The following is a 16,174-nucleotide window of genomic DNA, read 5'->3' as shown; positions in this document are numbered from 1 at the left end:
GCGCTCAGTCCAGCGCCGGCAGCGCGCGTGGACGCCGGTCGCTATCCGTGGCGACGTAGGTTAGCGTCGCTTCCGTGACCTTCACGAGATCTTCGGTCAGGCTCATGCGCTGCGCGTAGACTTCGACCGCCACGGTGACGGACGTGTTGCCCGTCTTGACGATGTCCGCGTAGAAACTCAGCAGATCGCCGACGAACACCGGCTGCTTGAACACGAACGAATTGACCGCAATGGTCGCCACCCGCCCGTTGGCGCGGCGGCTTGCCGGAATCGAGCCGGCAATGTCCACTTGCGCCATGATCCAGCCGCCGAACACGTCGCCGTGGACGTTCGCGTCCGAAGGCTGCGGCACGACGCGCAGCGCGCAGTGCTTTTGCGGGAGTTGAAGAATATCCGTCATTGGGGGCACTCTTGGGAAACGTGTTGGCTCGGTCGCCTCGACCGGCACGCGGGGCATTTCACGACAACGGTGTGGCACGCACCGCGCGGCCAACGTGCCACCCACGGCGGGCCCACCCATGAAAAGCGGCGCCAGCCGGCTTCTGCGACAATAGAAAGATCAGGAATTGTACGGGAAAGCGCCCAGCGAGGTCGCGCGACAAAAAGCAGTGTGCCGGGCAGGCATGCCGCGGTCGGCGCGCCGCTGCGAACTCCGGCATTTCCACACTCTCCCCAGTCGATCCCCATGCGCCGCACGCCCTCGTCCGAACCTTCCCCGATCTCTACCCAGCCGCGCAACGACTGGCAGACGATCCTCTCGCTGCTGCCGTATCTCGCCACGTATAAATGGCGCGTCGGCTTTGCGCTGAGCTGCCTGATCGGCGCGAAGATCGCCAACCTCGGCGTGCCGATCGTGATGAAGCGGATCGTCGACGGCCTCGCCTCGGTGCAGCATCTCACGGCGCTCGGCCGCGCGCACGATTCGCCGGGGATCGTGTTGCTGGGCGGCATCGGCCTGCTGGTGGTCGCGTATGCAGTGGTGCGGTTGTCCACGTCGCTCTTCACCGAACTGCGCGAGATTCTGTTTTCGAAGGTAACCGAAAGCGCGGTGCGGCAACTCGCGCTGAAAGTGTTCCGCCATCTGCATGCGCTGTCGTTGCGCTTTCACCTCGAACGGCAGACGGGCGGCATGTCGCGCGATATCGAACGCGGTACGCGCGGCATCACGCAACTGATCTCGTATTCGCTGTACAGCATTTTGCCGACGCTCGTCGAAGTCGGGCTCGTGCTCGGCTTTTTCGTCGTCAAATACGAGGCGTATTACGCGGTGGTCACGTTCATCGCGCTGGCCGTGTATATCGTCTTCACGGTGAAGGTCACGGAGTGGCGCACACATTTTCGCCGCACCATGAACGATCTCGATTCGAAGGCGAATTCACGCGCGATCGATTCGTTGCTCAACTACGAGACGGTCAAGTACTTCGGCAACGAAGAGTGGGAAGCGAGCCGCTACGACGAAAACCTCAAGCGCTATCGCACGGCGGCGATCAAGTCGCAGCGCTCGCTGTCGGCGCTGAACTTCGGGCAGCAGGCGATCATCGGCACAGGGCTCGTGTTCATTCTGTGGCGCGCCACGCAAGGCGTGATGGCCGGGCGTCTCACGCTCGGCGATCTGGTGCTGATCAACACCTTCATGCTGCAGCTTTATATTCCGCTGAATTTTCTCGGCGTGGTGTATCGCGAGTTGAAGCAGAGCCTCACCGATATGGACCGCATGTTCACGCTGCTCGGCGCCGCGCAGGAAGTGCCCGATCTCGAGGGTGCTCCCGCGCTGCGCGTGAGCGGCGCGCAGGTGCGCTTCGAGCGGGTGAACTTCGCGTACGAACCGGCGCGGCAGATTCTGCACGACGTGAGCTTTACGATTCCCGCCGGTACCACGACCGCGGTGGTCGGCCATAGCGGTTCGGGCAAATCGACCCTCGCGCGGTTGATGTTCCGTTTCTACGATCTGGACCGCGCGACGGGCGGTGCGATTACCATCGACGGTCAGGATATTCGCGACGTCGCGCAGGATTCGCTACGCGCGTCGATCGGCATCGTGCCGCAGGATACGGTGCTGTTCAACGATTCGATCTACTACAACATCGCTTACGGCCGGCCATCTGCGACACGCGACGAAGTGATCGCGGCGGCGCGTGCGGCGCATATTCACGAATTCATCGAAGGGCTGCCGAAGGGCTATGACACGCCGGTCGGCGAACGCGGCCTCAAGCTGTCCGGCGGTGAAAAGCAACGCGTGGCGATTGCACGGACCATCCTCAAGAACCCGCCGATCCTGTTGTTCGACGAAGCGACCTCCGCGCTCGATTCACGTTCCGAGCGCGCCATTCAGCACGAGCTCGATCAGATCGCCCGCGAGCGCACCACGTTGATCATCGCGCACCGGCTTTCGACAGTGGTGCACGCCCAGCAGATCATCGTGATGGACAAAGGGCGGATCGTCGAGCGTGGCACGCATGCGGAACTGCTGCGCGCGAACGGCCTGTTCGCGCAGATGTGGGCGTTGCAGCAGCAACGCGCAGCGGAAGCGCCGGAAGCAGTGGAAACGGTGGGTGCTGGCGGCGGGCGATAAATTTGCGCGGCGATTTTTCGCGTTGTCTCGTGCAATGCCGCGCGAAACTTTTGCGCCGAACGCCGAACGCCGAACGCCGAACGCCGAACGCCGAACGCCGAACGCCGAACGCCGAACGCCGAACTTCTAGCGCCTGCCGTCTGGCACGCGCAAACGCTGATCCAGTTCACCCAACTGCGCCGGCGTGCCGACGTTCTCCCACAAGCCCTCGTACAACTCGCCGCTGGCGAGCCTGCGTGCGATGGTGTCGCGATAGTACGGCGTGAGCGCGCGTCGCGTGCCGAGTGGCAGATCGCGGAACATGCGCGTGTCGTAGAGCCCGATATTGCCGAACGTGAAGCGCGGCTGGGCGTCGAGCGAGAGCACGCCGCCGTCCACCAGACCAAAGTCGCCGTTCGGATGAAACGCCGGGTTCGGCACCATTACCAGATGCATGCCCGGCTCGGGCAAGGCATGCAATCTTTCGGCGTGCGCATTCAGCGTCGCGTAATCGAAGTCGGCGTAAACGTCGCCGCTGACCGCGACGAACACTTCGCTCGCGCCGTCATCTTCGAGCAGCGGCAACGCCTGCACGATGCCGCCTGCGGTCTCCAGCGCCTCGCGTTCCGCCGAATAGCGCAACTGGACTTGCCAGCGCGAACCGTCGCCGAGAGAGGCTTCGATCTGCTCGCCGAGCCATGCGTGGTTGATCACAATGGTGCGAAAGCCCGCCTGCGCGAGCCGTTCGATCTGCCACACGATCAGCGGCTTGCCGCCCACGTCGAGCAAAGGCTTAGGGCATGTGTCGGTCAACGGACGCATGCGCTCGCCGCGACCGGCGGCGAAAATCATCGCTTTCTTCAGGGGCATCGTCATCGGTCAGAAGGTGTAGCCGACTTCGTTCGCGCGGCCTTCGAGATCGTCGAGGAGCTTCGCGAACGGACGCAGCGGGGCATAGCGCTCGGCGACCTTGCGCGCGTAGCCGATGAAACGCGGCAGGTCCTTCATGTAGTGCGGTTTACCGTCGCGATAGTTGATCCGGCAAAACAGGCCCAGCACCTTGATGTGCCGTTGCAGGCCCATCCATTCGATCTGGCGGTAGAACTCGCCGAAATCGGGATCGACCGGCAGGCCGGCTTTTTTCGCCCGTTCCCAGTAGTACACGAGGCAATCCAGCTCGAACTCTTCGTCCCAGCTCAGAAACGCGTCGCGCAACAGCGAGGCGACGTCGTAAGTGATCGGGCCGTACACCGCGTCCTGGAAGTCCAGCACGCCGGGGTTCACGGGATTCGCCTCGGCGGCGATCATCAGATTGCGCGGCATGAAGTCGCGCAGCATGAACACTTGCGGTTGCGCGCGGGCGCTCGCGATCAGCAGCGCAAAGGTGCGATCGAGCACGCCACGGATTTTTTCGTCCGCTTGTTCGTCCGTCCCGCGGCCCAGATGGCGGCCGAGGAACCACTCCGGCATCAACTCCATCTCGCGGCGCAGGAAGGCTTCGTCGAACGGTGGCAGCACGTCTTCGCGCGAGGTGAGTTGCCAGCGGATCAGCGCGTCGAGCGCGTCGCGCATCAGCGAGCGGGCGCGGCGCGGGTCGTCCGCGTTCTGCGCTTCGGTTAGCGCGCCGAGGTACGAAGCCGTGCCCAGATCGGTGACGAGCATGAAGCCGGCCTCGAAATCGACCTCCAGCACACGCGGCACATGCACGTCGGCGGCCGCGAGCAACTGCGCGACCTGCACGAATTCGCGGCACTTTTCGGGCGGCGGGGCATCGACGGCGATCAGCGTGCCGTTGCTTTCGCCTTCCGCCGCCTTACCGGCGAGCCGGAAATAGCGGCGAAAACTGGCGTCGGACGAAGCCGGAACAAGTGTGTCGAGCTCGAGCGAATAGCGCGCCGCGTGGCCTTTCAGCCAGGCTTTGAGCAGGTCGAGACGGGTATCGGTGGAGTCTTGGGATGGGGGCAGCGTCATGAAAACCGGCGGCAAATTCAGAGGGGCAACGTCTTGCCATATAATACCCCACGACTTTTTTGACGCGGCTCACGCCAGCTTTTCGCGTATTCCGCTTTACCGCCCGCCTCATCGTTCAACAGATTGTAAATATTGATGTGCAGCCGACTGTCACGGTCGGGATGTGCAGGCGGTGGACCGTGACTGCAGATGCTGACGGACGAGCCGATTCGCCAAACGATACATGCCGCCTAGACAGCTTTCCCAAACGACTCCCTCTTGTGCTGTTGTGCCGCGCAAAAGGCGGCTCGTCGCGGCGTTGATCGCCGTTCCGGGCCTGATGCCCGCGCTTGCGCACGCCCAGCTGGTGGGGGAAGCCGCGCAGCCGCAACCTATCGACGCGCCCTGGGGCATGCAACTCGCCCCGCAGCTCGAAGACCATCCGTTGCAGACAGGCCAGAAGCCAGCCACGTTCGTGCTCGGCGACGCGACCACCGGCACCAGCGACCAGGACATGGCCGCCAAGGGCTCGGCCGAGGTGCGCCGCAATACGGTCGTGATCAAGGCCGACGCGCTGCACTACGACCAGGACACGGACATGGCCGATGCGTACGGCCAGGTCCACGTGGTCAACAACGGCAGTTCGTTCGTCGGCCCGGAAGCGCACATGCGGGTGGATTCGAGCGAAGGTTTCATGACCGCGCCGAAGTACCACTTCAACGTGACGGGCGGCTCGGGCAGCGCGGAGCGCGTCGACCTGCTCGACAACGAGCGCTCGGTGTTCACGAAGGGCACTTACACGGCCTGCGCGTGCGCGGACGATCCGGCCTGGTACATCAGGGGCAGCGAGTTCGATTTCGATACCGGCGCGGACGAAGGCGTCGCCCACAACGGCGTGCTGTTCTTCCAGGGCGTGCCGGTGTTCGCTTCGCCCTGGCTGTCGTTTCCGCTTTCGGGCGAGCGGCGCAGCGGGATTCTGCCGCCCACGTTCTCGCTGAGTTCGTCGAACGGCTTCGAACTGTCGGTGCCGTATTACTTCAATATCGCGCCGAATCGCGATCTGACGGTGACGCCGCGTGTGATCTCCAAGCGCGGCGTGCAGTTGCAGTCCACGTTCCGTTATCTGTCGCCCACGTATTCCGGCTCGATCACCGGCGAGTTCCTGCCGGACGATCATCTGACCAAGACCAACCGCTACGCGCTGTATATCCAGCACAACCAGAACTTCGGCAACGGGTTCGGCGGCTACATTTACTACAACAAGGTTTCGGACAACACGTATCCGGAAGACCTGTCGTCGTCGGTCAGTCAGTTCATGAACGGCACCCAGCTCCTGTATCAACAGGAAGCCGGGTTGACCTACAGCAACGGCCCGTGGTCGGTGCTCGCGCGCGAACAGCATTGGCAGACGCTGGAGCCTTCAACGGCGCCGTACGGCCGCGAGCCGCAGTTGAACGTGAAGTACGCGAAGTACAACGTCGGCGGCTTCGACTACGGCGCGGAAGCCGACTACACGAATTTCACCATCACCACCGCGGACCAGACCGAAGGTCAGCGGGTGATGTTCAACCCGTACCTTGCGTATTCCGTGGTCGGGCCGGGTTACTTCGTCACGCCAAAGGTGCAGTGGCACTTTGCGTCGTACAACCTGCGCAATATTCACGACGACGTGCCGATCGGCACGCCGAAGAACTTCACCGAATCGATCCCGACGTTCACCTTCGACACGGGCCTGATCTTCGACCGTTCGGTGCGCATCTTCGGCCAGGATTACATCCAGACGCTCGAGCCGCGCCTGTATTACGTGTACACGCCGTATCGCAATCAGGAATCCGCGCCGCTGTTCGACACCGCCGACTCCGACTTCGGCCTGGCGGAAATCTTCACGCCGAACACCTTCGTCGGCAATGACCGGATCGCCGACGCGAACCGCCTGACGGCCGCTCTCACCACGCGCTTCATCGACGCGGCCACGGGCGACGAGCGGGCGCGTTTCGTGATCGCGCAGCAGTACTATTTCCAGGACCAGCGCGTCACGCTGCAGCCTACGCAGACCAGCACGCAGGCCACACATTCGGACCTGATCGCGGGCGCGTCGTTCAAGCTCGGCGCCGGTTTCGCTTCGGAAACGGCGTTCCAATATAATGCCGACAACAACCAGTTGGTGAAGACGAGCATCGGCTTCGGGTTCAGTCCCGCCACCGGCAAGGTGATCAACGTCGGGTACCGTTACACCCGCGCGAACACCACGCTGGACAACCAGCCGATCAATCAGGTGCTGATCTCGGGGCAATGGCCGCTCACGCATCGGGTGTTTGGCGTGGGCCGTTTCAATTACGACCTGGGCGGTCATCGCATCGTCGACGGTCTGGTCGGCCTGCAGTACGACGCCGATTGCTGGACGCTCGGCGCGGGGATCCAGCGCTACGCGAACGGTCTGAACACCTCGGGGCAGAATCAGTCGAGCACGCGGTTCCTCGCGCAGTTGACGTTCAAGGGCTTGTCGAGCGTCGACAACGGGCTGATGAGCGCGTTCCGCGCCAGCGTGGCGGGCTATACGCCGTTGCCGCCGCCGCCGCCGCCGGAATCGCGTTTCACCAATTACGAATGACGCTCGCCCGATCATTTATAAAGTGCGAAAAGACGGGCCAGGCGCGCCCGACATCATTGGAGTATCTGTGGCAATCATGAAAAAGCTTCGCTTGGCAACGCTTGCGGCCGGTCTGGCCGCCGCGGCGTCTTTCCTGTCGGTCGCGCCGGTGCAGGCGCAGGCGCTGGGCGGCAGTAGCGGCCAGACGGTCGACACCATTGCCGCAGTGGTCAACAACGGTGTCATCACGCGGCGCGAGCTCGACGAACGCATGAGCCTGATCACCCGCCGCCTGAACCAGCAGAACGCGCCAGTCCCGCCAATGGACCAGTTGCGTCAGCAGGTGCTCAACCAGATGGTGCTGGAACGCATCCAGTTGCAGAAGGCAAAAGAAGACAACATCAACATCGACGACGCCACCGTGCAGAAAACGCTCGAACGGCTGGCCGCGGCGAACAACCTGTCGCTCGACGTGTACCGCTCGCGCATCGAGGCGCAAGGGGTGCCCTGGAGCACGTTCACCAGTGACGCGCGCACCGAACTCACGCTCTCGCGCCTGCGCGAGAAGGAAGTGGACAGCAAGGTCACGGTGTCGGACGCCGAAGTCGCGAACTACATCGCCAGTCAGCGTGGCCCGAACGCCGGCGCGACGAGCGACCTGCATCTGCAACACATTTTCCTGAAGGCGCCGTTGAACGCGTCGGAGACGGATATCGAAGCGGCGCAGCAGAAGGCCCAGGCGTTGCTTGCCGAAGCAAAGAGCGGCGCCAATTTCGACAAGCTGGCGAAGTCGAATTCGCAGGCGCCGGATGCATCGAAAGGCGGCGATATCGGTTTCGTTTCGCCGTCGAAGCTGCCGGCTGAAGTCGTCAAGGCTGTCTCGACGATGCGTCCCGGCGAAGTCAGTCCGGATCTGATCCGCACCAACGACGGTTTCGAAATCGTGCGTCTGGTCGATCGCCGTGCGGGTCAGGGCACCAGCTCGGACGCGCCGAAGCTCGTGCAAACGCACGTGCGCCACATTCTGCTGCGCGTCGGCGACGGCATGTCGGAACCGCAAGCGCGTCAGAAGCTGCTTGAAATCAAGAAAGAAATCGCTGCAGGCGGCGACTTCGCCAAATTCGCGCATACTTACTCGCAAGACGGTTCGTCGTCGCAAGGCGGCGACCTCGGCTGGATCAGCCCGGGCGAGACGGTGCCGGAATTCGAGCGGGCCATGAACAACCTGCAGGACGGCCAGATCAGCGATCCGGTCCGCAGCGAATACGGCTATCACCTGATTCAGGTGCTGGGCCGTCGCGAATCCGAGGGTTCGGTTTCGCAGCAGATGGATCTGGCGCGCCAGGCCATCGGTCAGCGCAAGGCGGAACAGGCCTACGCCGACTGGTTGCGCGAACTGCGCGACACCGCGTATGTGGAAGTGAAGCCCACTCTGTCGAGCACGCAATAACGTCATGACAAGCGCCACCCAGTCCGCCCGCCCACCGTTGCAGATCGCGATCACGACCGGCGAGCCCGCCGGCGTCGGTCCCGAATTGACGGTGCAGGCACTGGCGGGCGCGGCGGCGCATTGGCCCCACGCGCAGTTCACCGTGCTGGGCGACGCAGACCTGCTCGCCGAACGCGCGCGCGCCGTGGGCGTGGACTGGAGCGCGCTGATGGCAGACGGCAAGCGTGTGCGCATGCAGCACCGGCCTTTGGGAGCGCCTGCCGTTGCGGGCAAGCTCAACGCGGCCAACGGCCGCTACGTGCTCGACCTGCTCGACAGCGCGATCGACGGCGCGGTAGCCGGCACGTTCGACGCGATCGTCACCGCGCCGCTGCAAAAGAGCACGATCAACGATGCCGGCGTGCCGTTCACCGGTCACACCGAATATCTGGCCGAGCGCACGCATACGCCGCGCGTGGTGATGATGCTGGCCGGCACCGGCAAGCGTCCGTTGCGCGTCGCACTGGCGACCACGCATCTGCCGCTCAAGGATGTGTCCGCGGCGTTGTCCATCGAAGGCATTGTCGAGACGCTGCGCATTATCGATCACGATTTGCGGCATCACTTCGGCTTGCCGGCGCCGCGCATCCTCGTGACGGGGCTGAACCCGCACGCGGGCGAGAACGGCTATCTGGGCCGCGAGGAAATCGAGGTCATCACGCCGGCGCTGCAGCTCGCGGAGGCTCAAGGCATCGACGCGCGCGGTCCGTACCCGGCCGACACGCTGTTCCAGCCGCGTTATCTGGACGAGGCCGATTGCGTGCTGGCCATGTTCCACGATCAGGGCTTGCCGGTGTTGAAGTACGCCACGTTCGGCGAAGGCATCAATGTCACGCTCGGATTGCCGATTATCCGCACCTCGGTCGATCACGGCACCGCGCTCGATCTGGCCGGCACCGGCCGCGCCGACGCGGGCAGCCTGATCGCGGCGATCGAGACGGCGGTGTCGATGGCGCAGCACCGCCGCGCGGGCTGATTCTCGGCGCTGCCGTGCCGCTGCTCGCGTGTATCCTGCCGCTAGCAGCCGCGTATGCGGCTTGGCGAGCGCTCCGGGCGCATTCGGCAAGTGCGCGCCGCTCAGCCAGTTCCTTTTCTTAAGCAGTTCTCTTTCTTAGCGTTTCTTCGATGTCCACCAGCAGACAGCAACAGGGCCGGCACCAAGGTCATATCGCGCGCAAGCGTTTCGGTCAGAATTTTCTGGTCGACATGGGCGTGATCGATTCGATCGTCGATGTCATCCGGCCGCAACGCGGCGAGCGCATGGTCGAGATCGGGCCGGGTCTCGGCGCGCTCACCGAACCGCTGATCGAGCGTCTGGCCACGCCGGAAGCGCCCTTGCACGCCGTCGAACTCGACCGCGATCTGATTGGCCGACTAAAGACGAAATTCGGCGGCCTGCTCGAACTGCACGCCGGCGACGCGCTCGCGTTCGACTTCGGCTCGCTGGCCGCGCCAGGCGAGAAAGCGTCGCTGCGCATTGTCGGCAATCTGCCGTACAACATTTCGAGCCCGCTGCTGTTTCATCTGACGTCGTTCGCGCATCGCGTCATCGATCAGCACTTCATGTTGCAGAACGAAGTAGTCGAGCGGATGGTGGCGGAGCCGGGCACCAAGGCGTTCAGCCGTCTCTCGGTGATGCTGCAATACCGCTACGTGATCGACAAGCAACTCGACGTGCCGCCCGAAGCATTCAACCCGCCGCCGAAAGTGGATTCGGCGATCGTGCGGATGATTCCATACGAGCTGCATGAGTTGGCGCCGGTGGATGAGCGCGTGCTCGGCGAAGTGGTGACGGCCGCGTTCTCGCAGCGTCGCAAGATGTTGCGCAACACGCTCGCCGCGTATCGTGATTCGGTGGATTTCGAGGCGCTTGGTTTCGACCTGCAACGCCGCGCCGAAGACGTGCCGGTGGACGAATACGTGCGCGTGGCGCAGATCGTGGCGGCCAAAGCCTAGGCCTTGGCGGAGTAGCGAGACTGCGATCTCGAATGACGCGATGCTCTAGCCCGTCACGCGTTTTGCCGGTGCATTGACCAGCGCAATGCCGGTCAACACCAGCACGGCGGCCATCAGAAAGCGCAGGCTGAACGACTCGCCGAGCAACAGCACGCCGAAGGTCACGCCGAACAGCGGCGTGAGAAACGAAAACACCGACAGGCGCGACGCGATATAGCGCGTCAGCAACCAGAACCACAGCAGATAGCTGACGAACGCCACGATCACCGCCTGATACGCGAGGCTCACCACGGTCAGCGGCGTGACGGTTTCGACATGTGCCTGGCCGAGTCCGAGCGCAAGCGCGAGCAGCACCACCGCCGACACCATCAGTTGATAAAACAGCGTCTTGCTGGCGCTCGATTGAGCGAGCCGCGTGGCGCGCACCACCACGGTTGTCGCGGCCCACGTGATGCCGCCCAGCACCCCAAGCGCGTCGCCCGCGACACCCGCCAGCAGCGAACCGCCGGCGGCGCGGCCGTGCAGGAACCCGTCCGCGAAGGCGAGCGAGATGCCCGCGAACGCCACGACGATACCGGCCCACTGAATCCGCCGCATGCGCTCGCCGTCGACGAACCAGTGCAGGCCGAGCGCCGTGAAGCACGGTGCGGTGTACAGAAAGACCGCCATGCGCGACGCGCTGGTCAGCGTCAGGCCGAGAAAAATGCACACGAACTCGCCCGCGAACAGCACGCCCGCGAGCAGGCCGGCGCCCAGGGTGCCGTCGTCGCGGAAGAGCGGCGTGCCGCGTGAGCGCGCCCAGGCCCACACCAGCACCGACGCAATCGCCGAACGCAGGCCGGCCTGGAAGACCGGCGGCACTGCCGCATTGGTGCTTTTGATCGCGACTTGCTGGAGGCCCCAGATCGCGCACAGGCCGATCATCAGCAGGATGGCAAAGCTATCCGGGGCGCGGCGTGCGGGCAGGGCGGAGGTGCTCATGGGCGGTGTCGAGTCGGAAACAGCTCGTACGATAGCAAACCTGCCCACGCCGGCCGCCGATGACCCCATTGGCTACGCGTGCTTCTTTCAGCCCGCAAGCGAGGCCGCAAGCGTTTTTGCCGACTTAACAACACCTGCCTCAGACTAATTTCGCACGGCCCGCGTTTCGCGCTAAGGTTCTGCCACTAACGTTTTGTCAGGGAAATTCCAAGCAGGCGAACTCGATCCGCGCGACGCGGAGCCTGTACGAGGAGAAGCTATGAAGAACGTAGGCAGGTGGGCAGCGGTCGCGGTACCCGCGGCATTGGCGTCGTTGGGGTGTCAGTGGGCACACGCGCAATCCAGCGTGACGCTGTATGGCGTGGTCGACGAAAGCGTGCGCTACCTGACTCACGTCAACAAGGCCGGCGATTCGTCGATCGGACTCGGCACGGGCGGCATGACGCAGAGCCGCTGGGGGCTGAAGGGCGTCGAGGATCTCGGCGGCGGCTGGTCTACTTTCTTCAAGCTCGAGAACCGCATCTACATCAACAGCGGCCAAAGCGATCCCACGCTGCCATTCTTCAATGAAGCACAGGTCGGCGTGCGATCGGATTCATACGGCCAGATCATCCTCGGGCGGCAGTACAACGTCGTGATCGAAGGGGTCACGGTGGCCGGCTACGGCAGCAATTGGTGGATCCCGTACGACTTCAGTTTTCAACCTGAAATCACCATGACGGGCGGCATCTGGACCAGCAACCAGGTGCAATATCAGGCGCGATACAACGGCTTCACATTCGCGGCCGGCTACGCATTCGGCGGCAACGCGGGCAATTCTTATGGCAGTCAGATCGGCGCGGCCGCGGCTTATAAGCCGGAAGGCGGTCCGTTCAGCCTCGGCGGCGCGTACGAAGTGTCGAAAGATTCGGTCAACGGCGCGGCCGCGAAGACATGGACATTCGGCGGCGCGTACACGTGGAATCTGACGCGTTTTTCCGCCGGCTACATCGTCAATCAGAACGACGCGGGCTTTTCGAATTTCGCCAACGGGCCATTTACCGCGCCCGTACTGGCGGCGCTCAAGTACACGGACTTCGCGCGGCGCCGCATGATCATGGGCGGCATCTCGCAACAGGTCAGCAATAAATGGCACTTCGCCGCGAACGTCTGGCGCACCTTGCAGGACGGCAAGTCCGCCGCGCAGGCCGGCTCGGCCTGGCAATATCAACTGGTCGCCGACTACAACCTGTCCCGCCGCACCGACGTCTACGTGGAAGGCGACTATTCGCTGTACCGCGGCGGTCTGATCGGCGCGCAACTGCAGGGCGTCAACGGCGTGGGGCTCGCGCAGAAGGGCTCGCAGATCGGCCTGATGGCAGGCTTGCGGCATCAGTTCTGAGTACTGATTTAAAGTGGCACGCCCTGCAGCGCCGCGTGATTCGGGGTAAATTGAGGGTCTCGTTACCACGCAACAGGGAGTGCACAATGCGCCTGCTTCACACCATGCTCCGGGTCGGCGACCTGGATCGTTCGATTGCCTTCTACACCGAATTGCTCGGCATGAAACTGCTGCGCCGCGAAGACTATCCGGACGGCAAATTCACGCTGGCATTCGTCGGTTACGAAGATGAGCGCGACGGCACCGTGCTCGAACTCACCCACAACTGGGACACGCCTTCGTATGACCTCGGCACCGGCTTCGGCCACCTCGCAGTCGAAGTGGAAGACGCCTACGCCGCCTGTGACAAGATCAAGGCACAAGGCGGCACGGTCGTGCGCGAAGCCGGCCCGATGAAACACGGCACGACCGTGATCGCTTTCGTCACGGACCCGGACGGCTACAAGATCGAGTTCATCCAGAAGAAGAAATAAGGCCGGCGGCAGGGCGAGGTCAAAGAATGAATAACATCAATCCCTACTTCAAAGAACTCGACGAGATCCACGTCGAAATTCAGGCCCTGTTCGACGGTTCCGCCGATGAAGGCGCGCTGCAGCGAATCATGGCGCGCTTCGCCCCGCAATTCACGCTGGTCATGACGTCGGGCGTCGCACTGGATCACGCCGGCGTGCGCGAGATTTTCTCGAAGCTGCACGGCGCGCGTCCAGGCTCGCAAATCACGATCCGCGACAGGGAGATCGTCGCCGAATATCCGTCCGGGGCGGTGGTGAAATATCGCGAGTATCAGCGCGACAGTTCCGGCAACGCGAACGTGCGGCGCTCCACGGCGGTGATGGATCTCGACGCGCACGGCAAGGTGACGTGGCGTCATCTGCAGGAAACTTTGTGCTCGGAATGAACTGAAGTGTGTGACAAACCGGCGCTTCGATTTCAAACCGAAGCGCCGGTTTTCAAGGCGTGAAAGAGGCGTTAAAGCGTTGGCAACAATTCCGGCGGATGCGACTTCAACGTCTGCCGCGCTTCGCGAAACTCCGGAAAAATCGATTCCACTGTTTGCCAGAAGCGTGGGCTGTGATTCATTTCACGCAGATGCGCGAGTTCGTGCGCGACGACGTAATCGATGATGGAAAGCGGGAAGTGGATCAGCCGCCAGTTCAGGCGAATCTTGCCGTCACTCGAACAACTGCCCCAACGCGTCGCCGCTGACGAAAGCGCGTACGCGCGATAGTTCACGCCCAGTTTCTCCGCGTAAATTGCGAGGCGCTCGCCGAACAGACGCTTCGCCTCGCCCTGCAGCCAGCCTTGCACGCGATCCTTGATCTGCTGCGGATCCGCTTGCAAGGGCAGCGGCACTTGCAGCGCCGCATCTTGCGCGCTGAACGCGAGCATGCCTTGCGGCGCGCCGAGTTTCACTCGCACGGGCTGACCGAGATACGGCACTTCGGCGCCATCTTTCCAATCGACCTTCGGCAACGCGCGTTGTTCGACACGCGTCTGCCACTCGATCAGCTTCGTGAAAATCCAGCGCTGCTTTTCGGTGATCGCGGTTTCGATATCGGCGAGCGTGACCCAGCGCGGCGCGGTGATCGTGAGACCCGTGCTGTCGATGGCGAAACCGATCGAGCGGCGCGCCGAACGCTTGAGCGCGTAGTGGAGCGTGCGTGAGCCGATCGCGAGACTGCGCAGCTTGCTGCCATCCGGCGCGAGCGGCACGGCCGGCTGCTGGCCCCCTGGCGAGTTCTGCGAAGCGCCCGGCGTCGGTGCGGAAGGTGACGGGGACGACGACGTCGACCCCGGCTCGGCGAAGAGCGGGAGATCGAGTTGCCGGTTATCGAGCGCCGCAGCGGGCTGCGGCGTAGGAAACTTCTGCATCGGATTCGGCTTCGCGCAAATACGCCTTCGAGGGCGTGGGCGCGTCAGATTGGTGCGGCGGCGGAACTGCTTTCCGCCGCGCGGTACGCAGTAGGGTCGATGCGACGCATTTCAGCTTCGATCCACTGTTCGACGCGCGTGTTCACTTCATCGGGCGTGAGCCCCGTCGTCTCGATCGGCTTGCCGATCGACACTGTGACTATACCCGCATATTTGAGAAACGAGTTGCGAGGCCACACACGTCCTGCGTTGTGCGCAATCGGCACGACCGGCGCACCGGTGGCCGTCGCGAAACGCGCACCGCCGGTTTTGTACTTGCCTTGCTTGCCGGTGGGCGTGCGCGTGCCTTCCGGAAACATGATGACCCAGGCACCCTCGGCCATGCGCGCATTGCCTTGCCTGATCACCGACTCGAACGCGTACTTGCCTTCCTTGCGATCAATATGAACCATCTTCAGCATGCCGAGCGCCCAACCGAAGAAAGGCACGTACAGCAGTTCGCGCTTGAACACGTAGCACAGCGGCCGAGGCATCAGCGCCGGAAACGCCAGCGTTTCCCAGGCCGATTGATGCTTGGAGAGCAGCACGGCGGGACCGTTGGGCAGGTTCTCGAAGCCTTCGATGTTGTAGCGGATACCGTTGAGCCAGCGCACCGTATGCAGCGTCGCGCGGCACCAGCCGGCCGCCATCCAGTAGCGGTTGTCGGCGCGCATGAACGGGAATGCGATGAAGCATGCAGTCGCGTACGGCACCGTGAACAGAACGAAATAGATCAGCAGAAGCAAAGAACGAATGAAGCGCATCGGCGTGGTCAGTGAGGGTTGGGGACGCGCGCGACGCGCGTCACTCTTGAGCGTCGGCGAGGAAGTCGAGCGCGAAGGCACGCAGGTCGTCGTGGACGATCGTACCGTCGGGCAAGCCGCCGGCATCCAGCGTTTTGCGGCCCTTGCCGGTCAGCACCAGATGAGGCGGGTGGCCGAGCGACGCGCCTGCTTGCAGATCACGCAGAGAATCGCCGACCACCGGCGTGTGCTCCGGATCGACCTCGAAACGCTCGTTGATCATCTTCAGCATGCCGGGCCTCGGCTTGCGGCACTCGCAGTGATCTTCCGACGTATGCGGGCAGAAGAACACCGCGTCGATGCGCCCGCCGACCGCCGCCGCCATGCGATGCATCTTCAGATGCATCGCGTTGAGCGCGTTCATATCGAACAGGCCGCGGCCGATGCCCGACTGGTTGGTGGCGATCGCCACGCGATAGCCGGCCTGATTCAGGCGCGCGATGGCTTCGAGCGAACCGGGCAGCGCCACCCATTCGTCCGGCGACTTGATGAACGCGTCGGAGTCGACGTTGATCACGCCGTCGCGGTCGAGGATCACCACTTTTTTGGTCGGCATGGCTGG

At 63.4% G+C, this 16,174-nt stretch carries 15 protein-coding genes; 8 read left to right on the top strand and 7 right to left on the bottom strand.

What is annotated here, in order from left to right:
• Positions 1 to 4 precede the first annotated feature (4 nt).
• Positions 5 to 400, bottom strand: a complete 396-nt coding sequence (locus B0G71_RS17150) for an acyl-CoA thioesterase (protein WP_106281983.1) — start codon at positions 398 to 400, stop codon at positions 5 to 7.
• A gap of 285 nt (positions 401 to 685) precedes the next feature.
• Here B0G71_RS17150 and B0G71_RS17145 point away from each other — a divergent pair, with 285 nt between their 5' ends.
• The gene (locus B0G71_RS17145) at positions 686 to 2,572 is read left to right on the top strand and encodes an ABC transporter ATP-binding protein/permease (protein WP_116118973.1); all 1,887 of its coding nucleotides are present in this window, start codon (positions 686 to 688) and stop codon (positions 2,570 to 2,572) included.
• 126 nt (positions 2,573 to 2,698) lie between these two features.
• On the opposite strand, the gene murU is transcribed toward B0G71_RS17145, so the two are convergent.
• Complete coding sequence (gene murU, locus B0G71_RS17135; RefSeq protein WP_116142921.1) at positions 2,699 to 3,427, bottom strand: N-acetylmuramate alpha-1-phosphate uridylyltransferase MurU; 729 nt, start codon at positions 3,425 to 3,427, stop codon at positions 2,699 to 2,701.
• Positions 3,428 to 3,430: 3 nt separating this feature from the next.
• The gene (locus tag B0G71_RS17130) at positions 3,431 to 4,522 is read right to left on the bottom strand and encodes an aminoglycoside phosphotransferase family protein (RefSeq protein ID WP_116142919.1); all 1,092 of its coding nucleotides are present in this window, start codon (positions 4,520 to 4,522) and stop codon (positions 3,431 to 3,433) included.
• Positions 4,523 to 4,745: 223 nt separating this feature from the next.
• Between B0G71_RS17130 and B0G71_RS17125 the strand changes: the two genes are divergently transcribed.
• From B0G71_RS17125 to rsmA, 4 genes are all read left to right on the top strand, one after another.
• The gene (locus tag B0G71_RS17125) at positions 4,746 to 7,112 is read left to right on the top strand and encodes an LPS-assembly protein LptD (protein ID WP_116142917.1); all 2,367 of its coding nucleotides are present in this window, start codon (positions 4,746 to 4,748) and stop codon (positions 7,110 to 7,112) included.
• A 67-nt stretch (positions 7,113 to 7,179) separates the two neighbouring features.
• On the top strand, positions 7,180 to 8,541 hold the full coding sequence (locus tag B0G71_RS17120) for a peptidylprolyl isomerase (RefSeq protein WP_116142915.1): 1,362 nt from the start codon (positions 7,180 to 7,182) through the stop codon (positions 8,539 to 8,541).
• Positions 8,542 to 8,545: 4 nt separating this feature from the next.
• The gene (gene pdxA, locus B0G71_RS17115) at positions 8,546 to 9,556 is read left to right on the top strand and encodes a 4-hydroxythreonine-4-phosphate dehydrogenase PdxA (protein ID WP_116142913.1); all 1,011 of its coding nucleotides are present in this window, start codon (positions 8,546 to 8,548) and stop codon (positions 9,554 to 9,556) included.
• Between the two features lie 149 nt (positions 9,557 to 9,705).
• Positions 9,706 to 10,536 carry a 16S rRNA (adenine(1518)-N(6)/adenine(1519)-N(6))-dimethyltransferase RsmA gene (rsmA, locus tag B0G71_RS17110; RefSeq protein WP_012431739.1) on the top strand — a complete coding sequence of 277 codons (831 nt, stop codon included), beginning with the start codon at positions 9,706 to 9,708 and terminating at the stop codon, positions 10,534 to 10,536.
• Positions 10,537 to 10,581: 45 nt separating this feature from the next.
• Here rsmA and B0G71_RS17105 read toward each other — a convergent pair whose 3' ends face one another.
• Complete coding sequence (locus B0G71_RS17105) at positions 10,582 to 11,517, bottom strand: DMT family transporter (protein ID WP_116142911.1); 936 nt, start codon at positions 11,515 to 11,517, stop codon at positions 10,582 to 10,584.
• A 259-nt stretch (positions 11,518 to 11,776) separates the two neighbouring features.
• On the opposite strand from B0G71_RS17105, the gene B0G71_RS17100 reads away from it, so the two are divergent.
• The 3 genes from B0G71_RS17100 (at position 11,777) to B0G71_RS17090 (ending at position 13,796) form a co-directional block, all read left to right on the top strand.
• The gene (locus tag B0G71_RS17100; RefSeq protein ID WP_116142909.1) at positions 11,777 to 12,898 is read left to right on the top strand and encodes a porin; all 1,122 of its coding nucleotides are present in this window, start codon (positions 11,777 to 11,779) and stop codon (positions 12,896 to 12,898) included.
• Between the two features lie 86 nt (positions 12,899 to 12,984).
• The gene (gene gloA, locus B0G71_RS17095; RefSeq protein ID WP_116118980.1) at positions 12,985 to 13,371 is read left to right on the top strand and encodes a lactoylglutathione lyase; all 387 of its coding nucleotides are present in this window, start codon (positions 12,985 to 12,987) and stop codon (positions 13,369 to 13,371) included.
• 26 nt (positions 13,372 to 13,397) lie between these two features.
• Entirely contained in the window at positions 13,398 to 13,796 is a 399-nt protein-coding gene (locus B0G71_RS17090) for a hypothetical protein (protein ID WP_116118981.1), read from the top strand.
• 71 nt (positions 13,797 to 13,867) lie between these two features.
• Here B0G71_RS17090 and B0G71_RS17085 read toward each other — a convergent pair whose 3' ends face one another.
• The 3 genes from B0G71_RS17085 to gmhB are packed head-to-tail and all read right to left on the bottom strand — an operon-like array spanning position 13,868 to position 16,168.
• A complete protein-coding gene (locus B0G71_RS17085) occupies positions 13,868 to 14,770 on the bottom strand; it encodes a M48 family metallopeptidase (RefSeq protein ID WP_116118982.1) in 903 nt (300 codons plus the stop codon).
• 44 nt (positions 14,771 to 14,814) lie between these two features.
• Positions 14,815 to 15,573: a 1-acyl-sn-glycerol-3-phosphate acyltransferase gene (locus B0G71_RS17080; protein ID WP_116118983.1), complete on the bottom strand. Its 759-nt coding sequence runs from the start codon at positions 15,571 to 15,573 to the stop codon at positions 14,815 to 14,817.
• Between the two features lie 40 nt (positions 15,574 to 15,613).
• Entirely contained in the window at positions 15,614 to 16,168 is a 555-nt protein-coding gene (gmhB, locus tag B0G71_RS17075) for a D-glycero-beta-D-manno-heptose 1,7-bisphosphate 7-phosphatase (protein WP_106282304.1), read from the bottom strand.
• Between the last annotated feature and the right edge of the window lie 6 nt (positions 16,169 to 16,174).

Source organism: Paraburkholderia sp. BL27I4N3, assembly GCF_003386115.1.
Taxonomy (GTDB): Bacteria; Pseudomonadota; Gammaproteobacteria; order Burkholderiales; family Burkholderiaceae; genus Paraburkholderia.
This window is presented reverse-complemented; position numbering and strand designations above follow the sequence as displayed.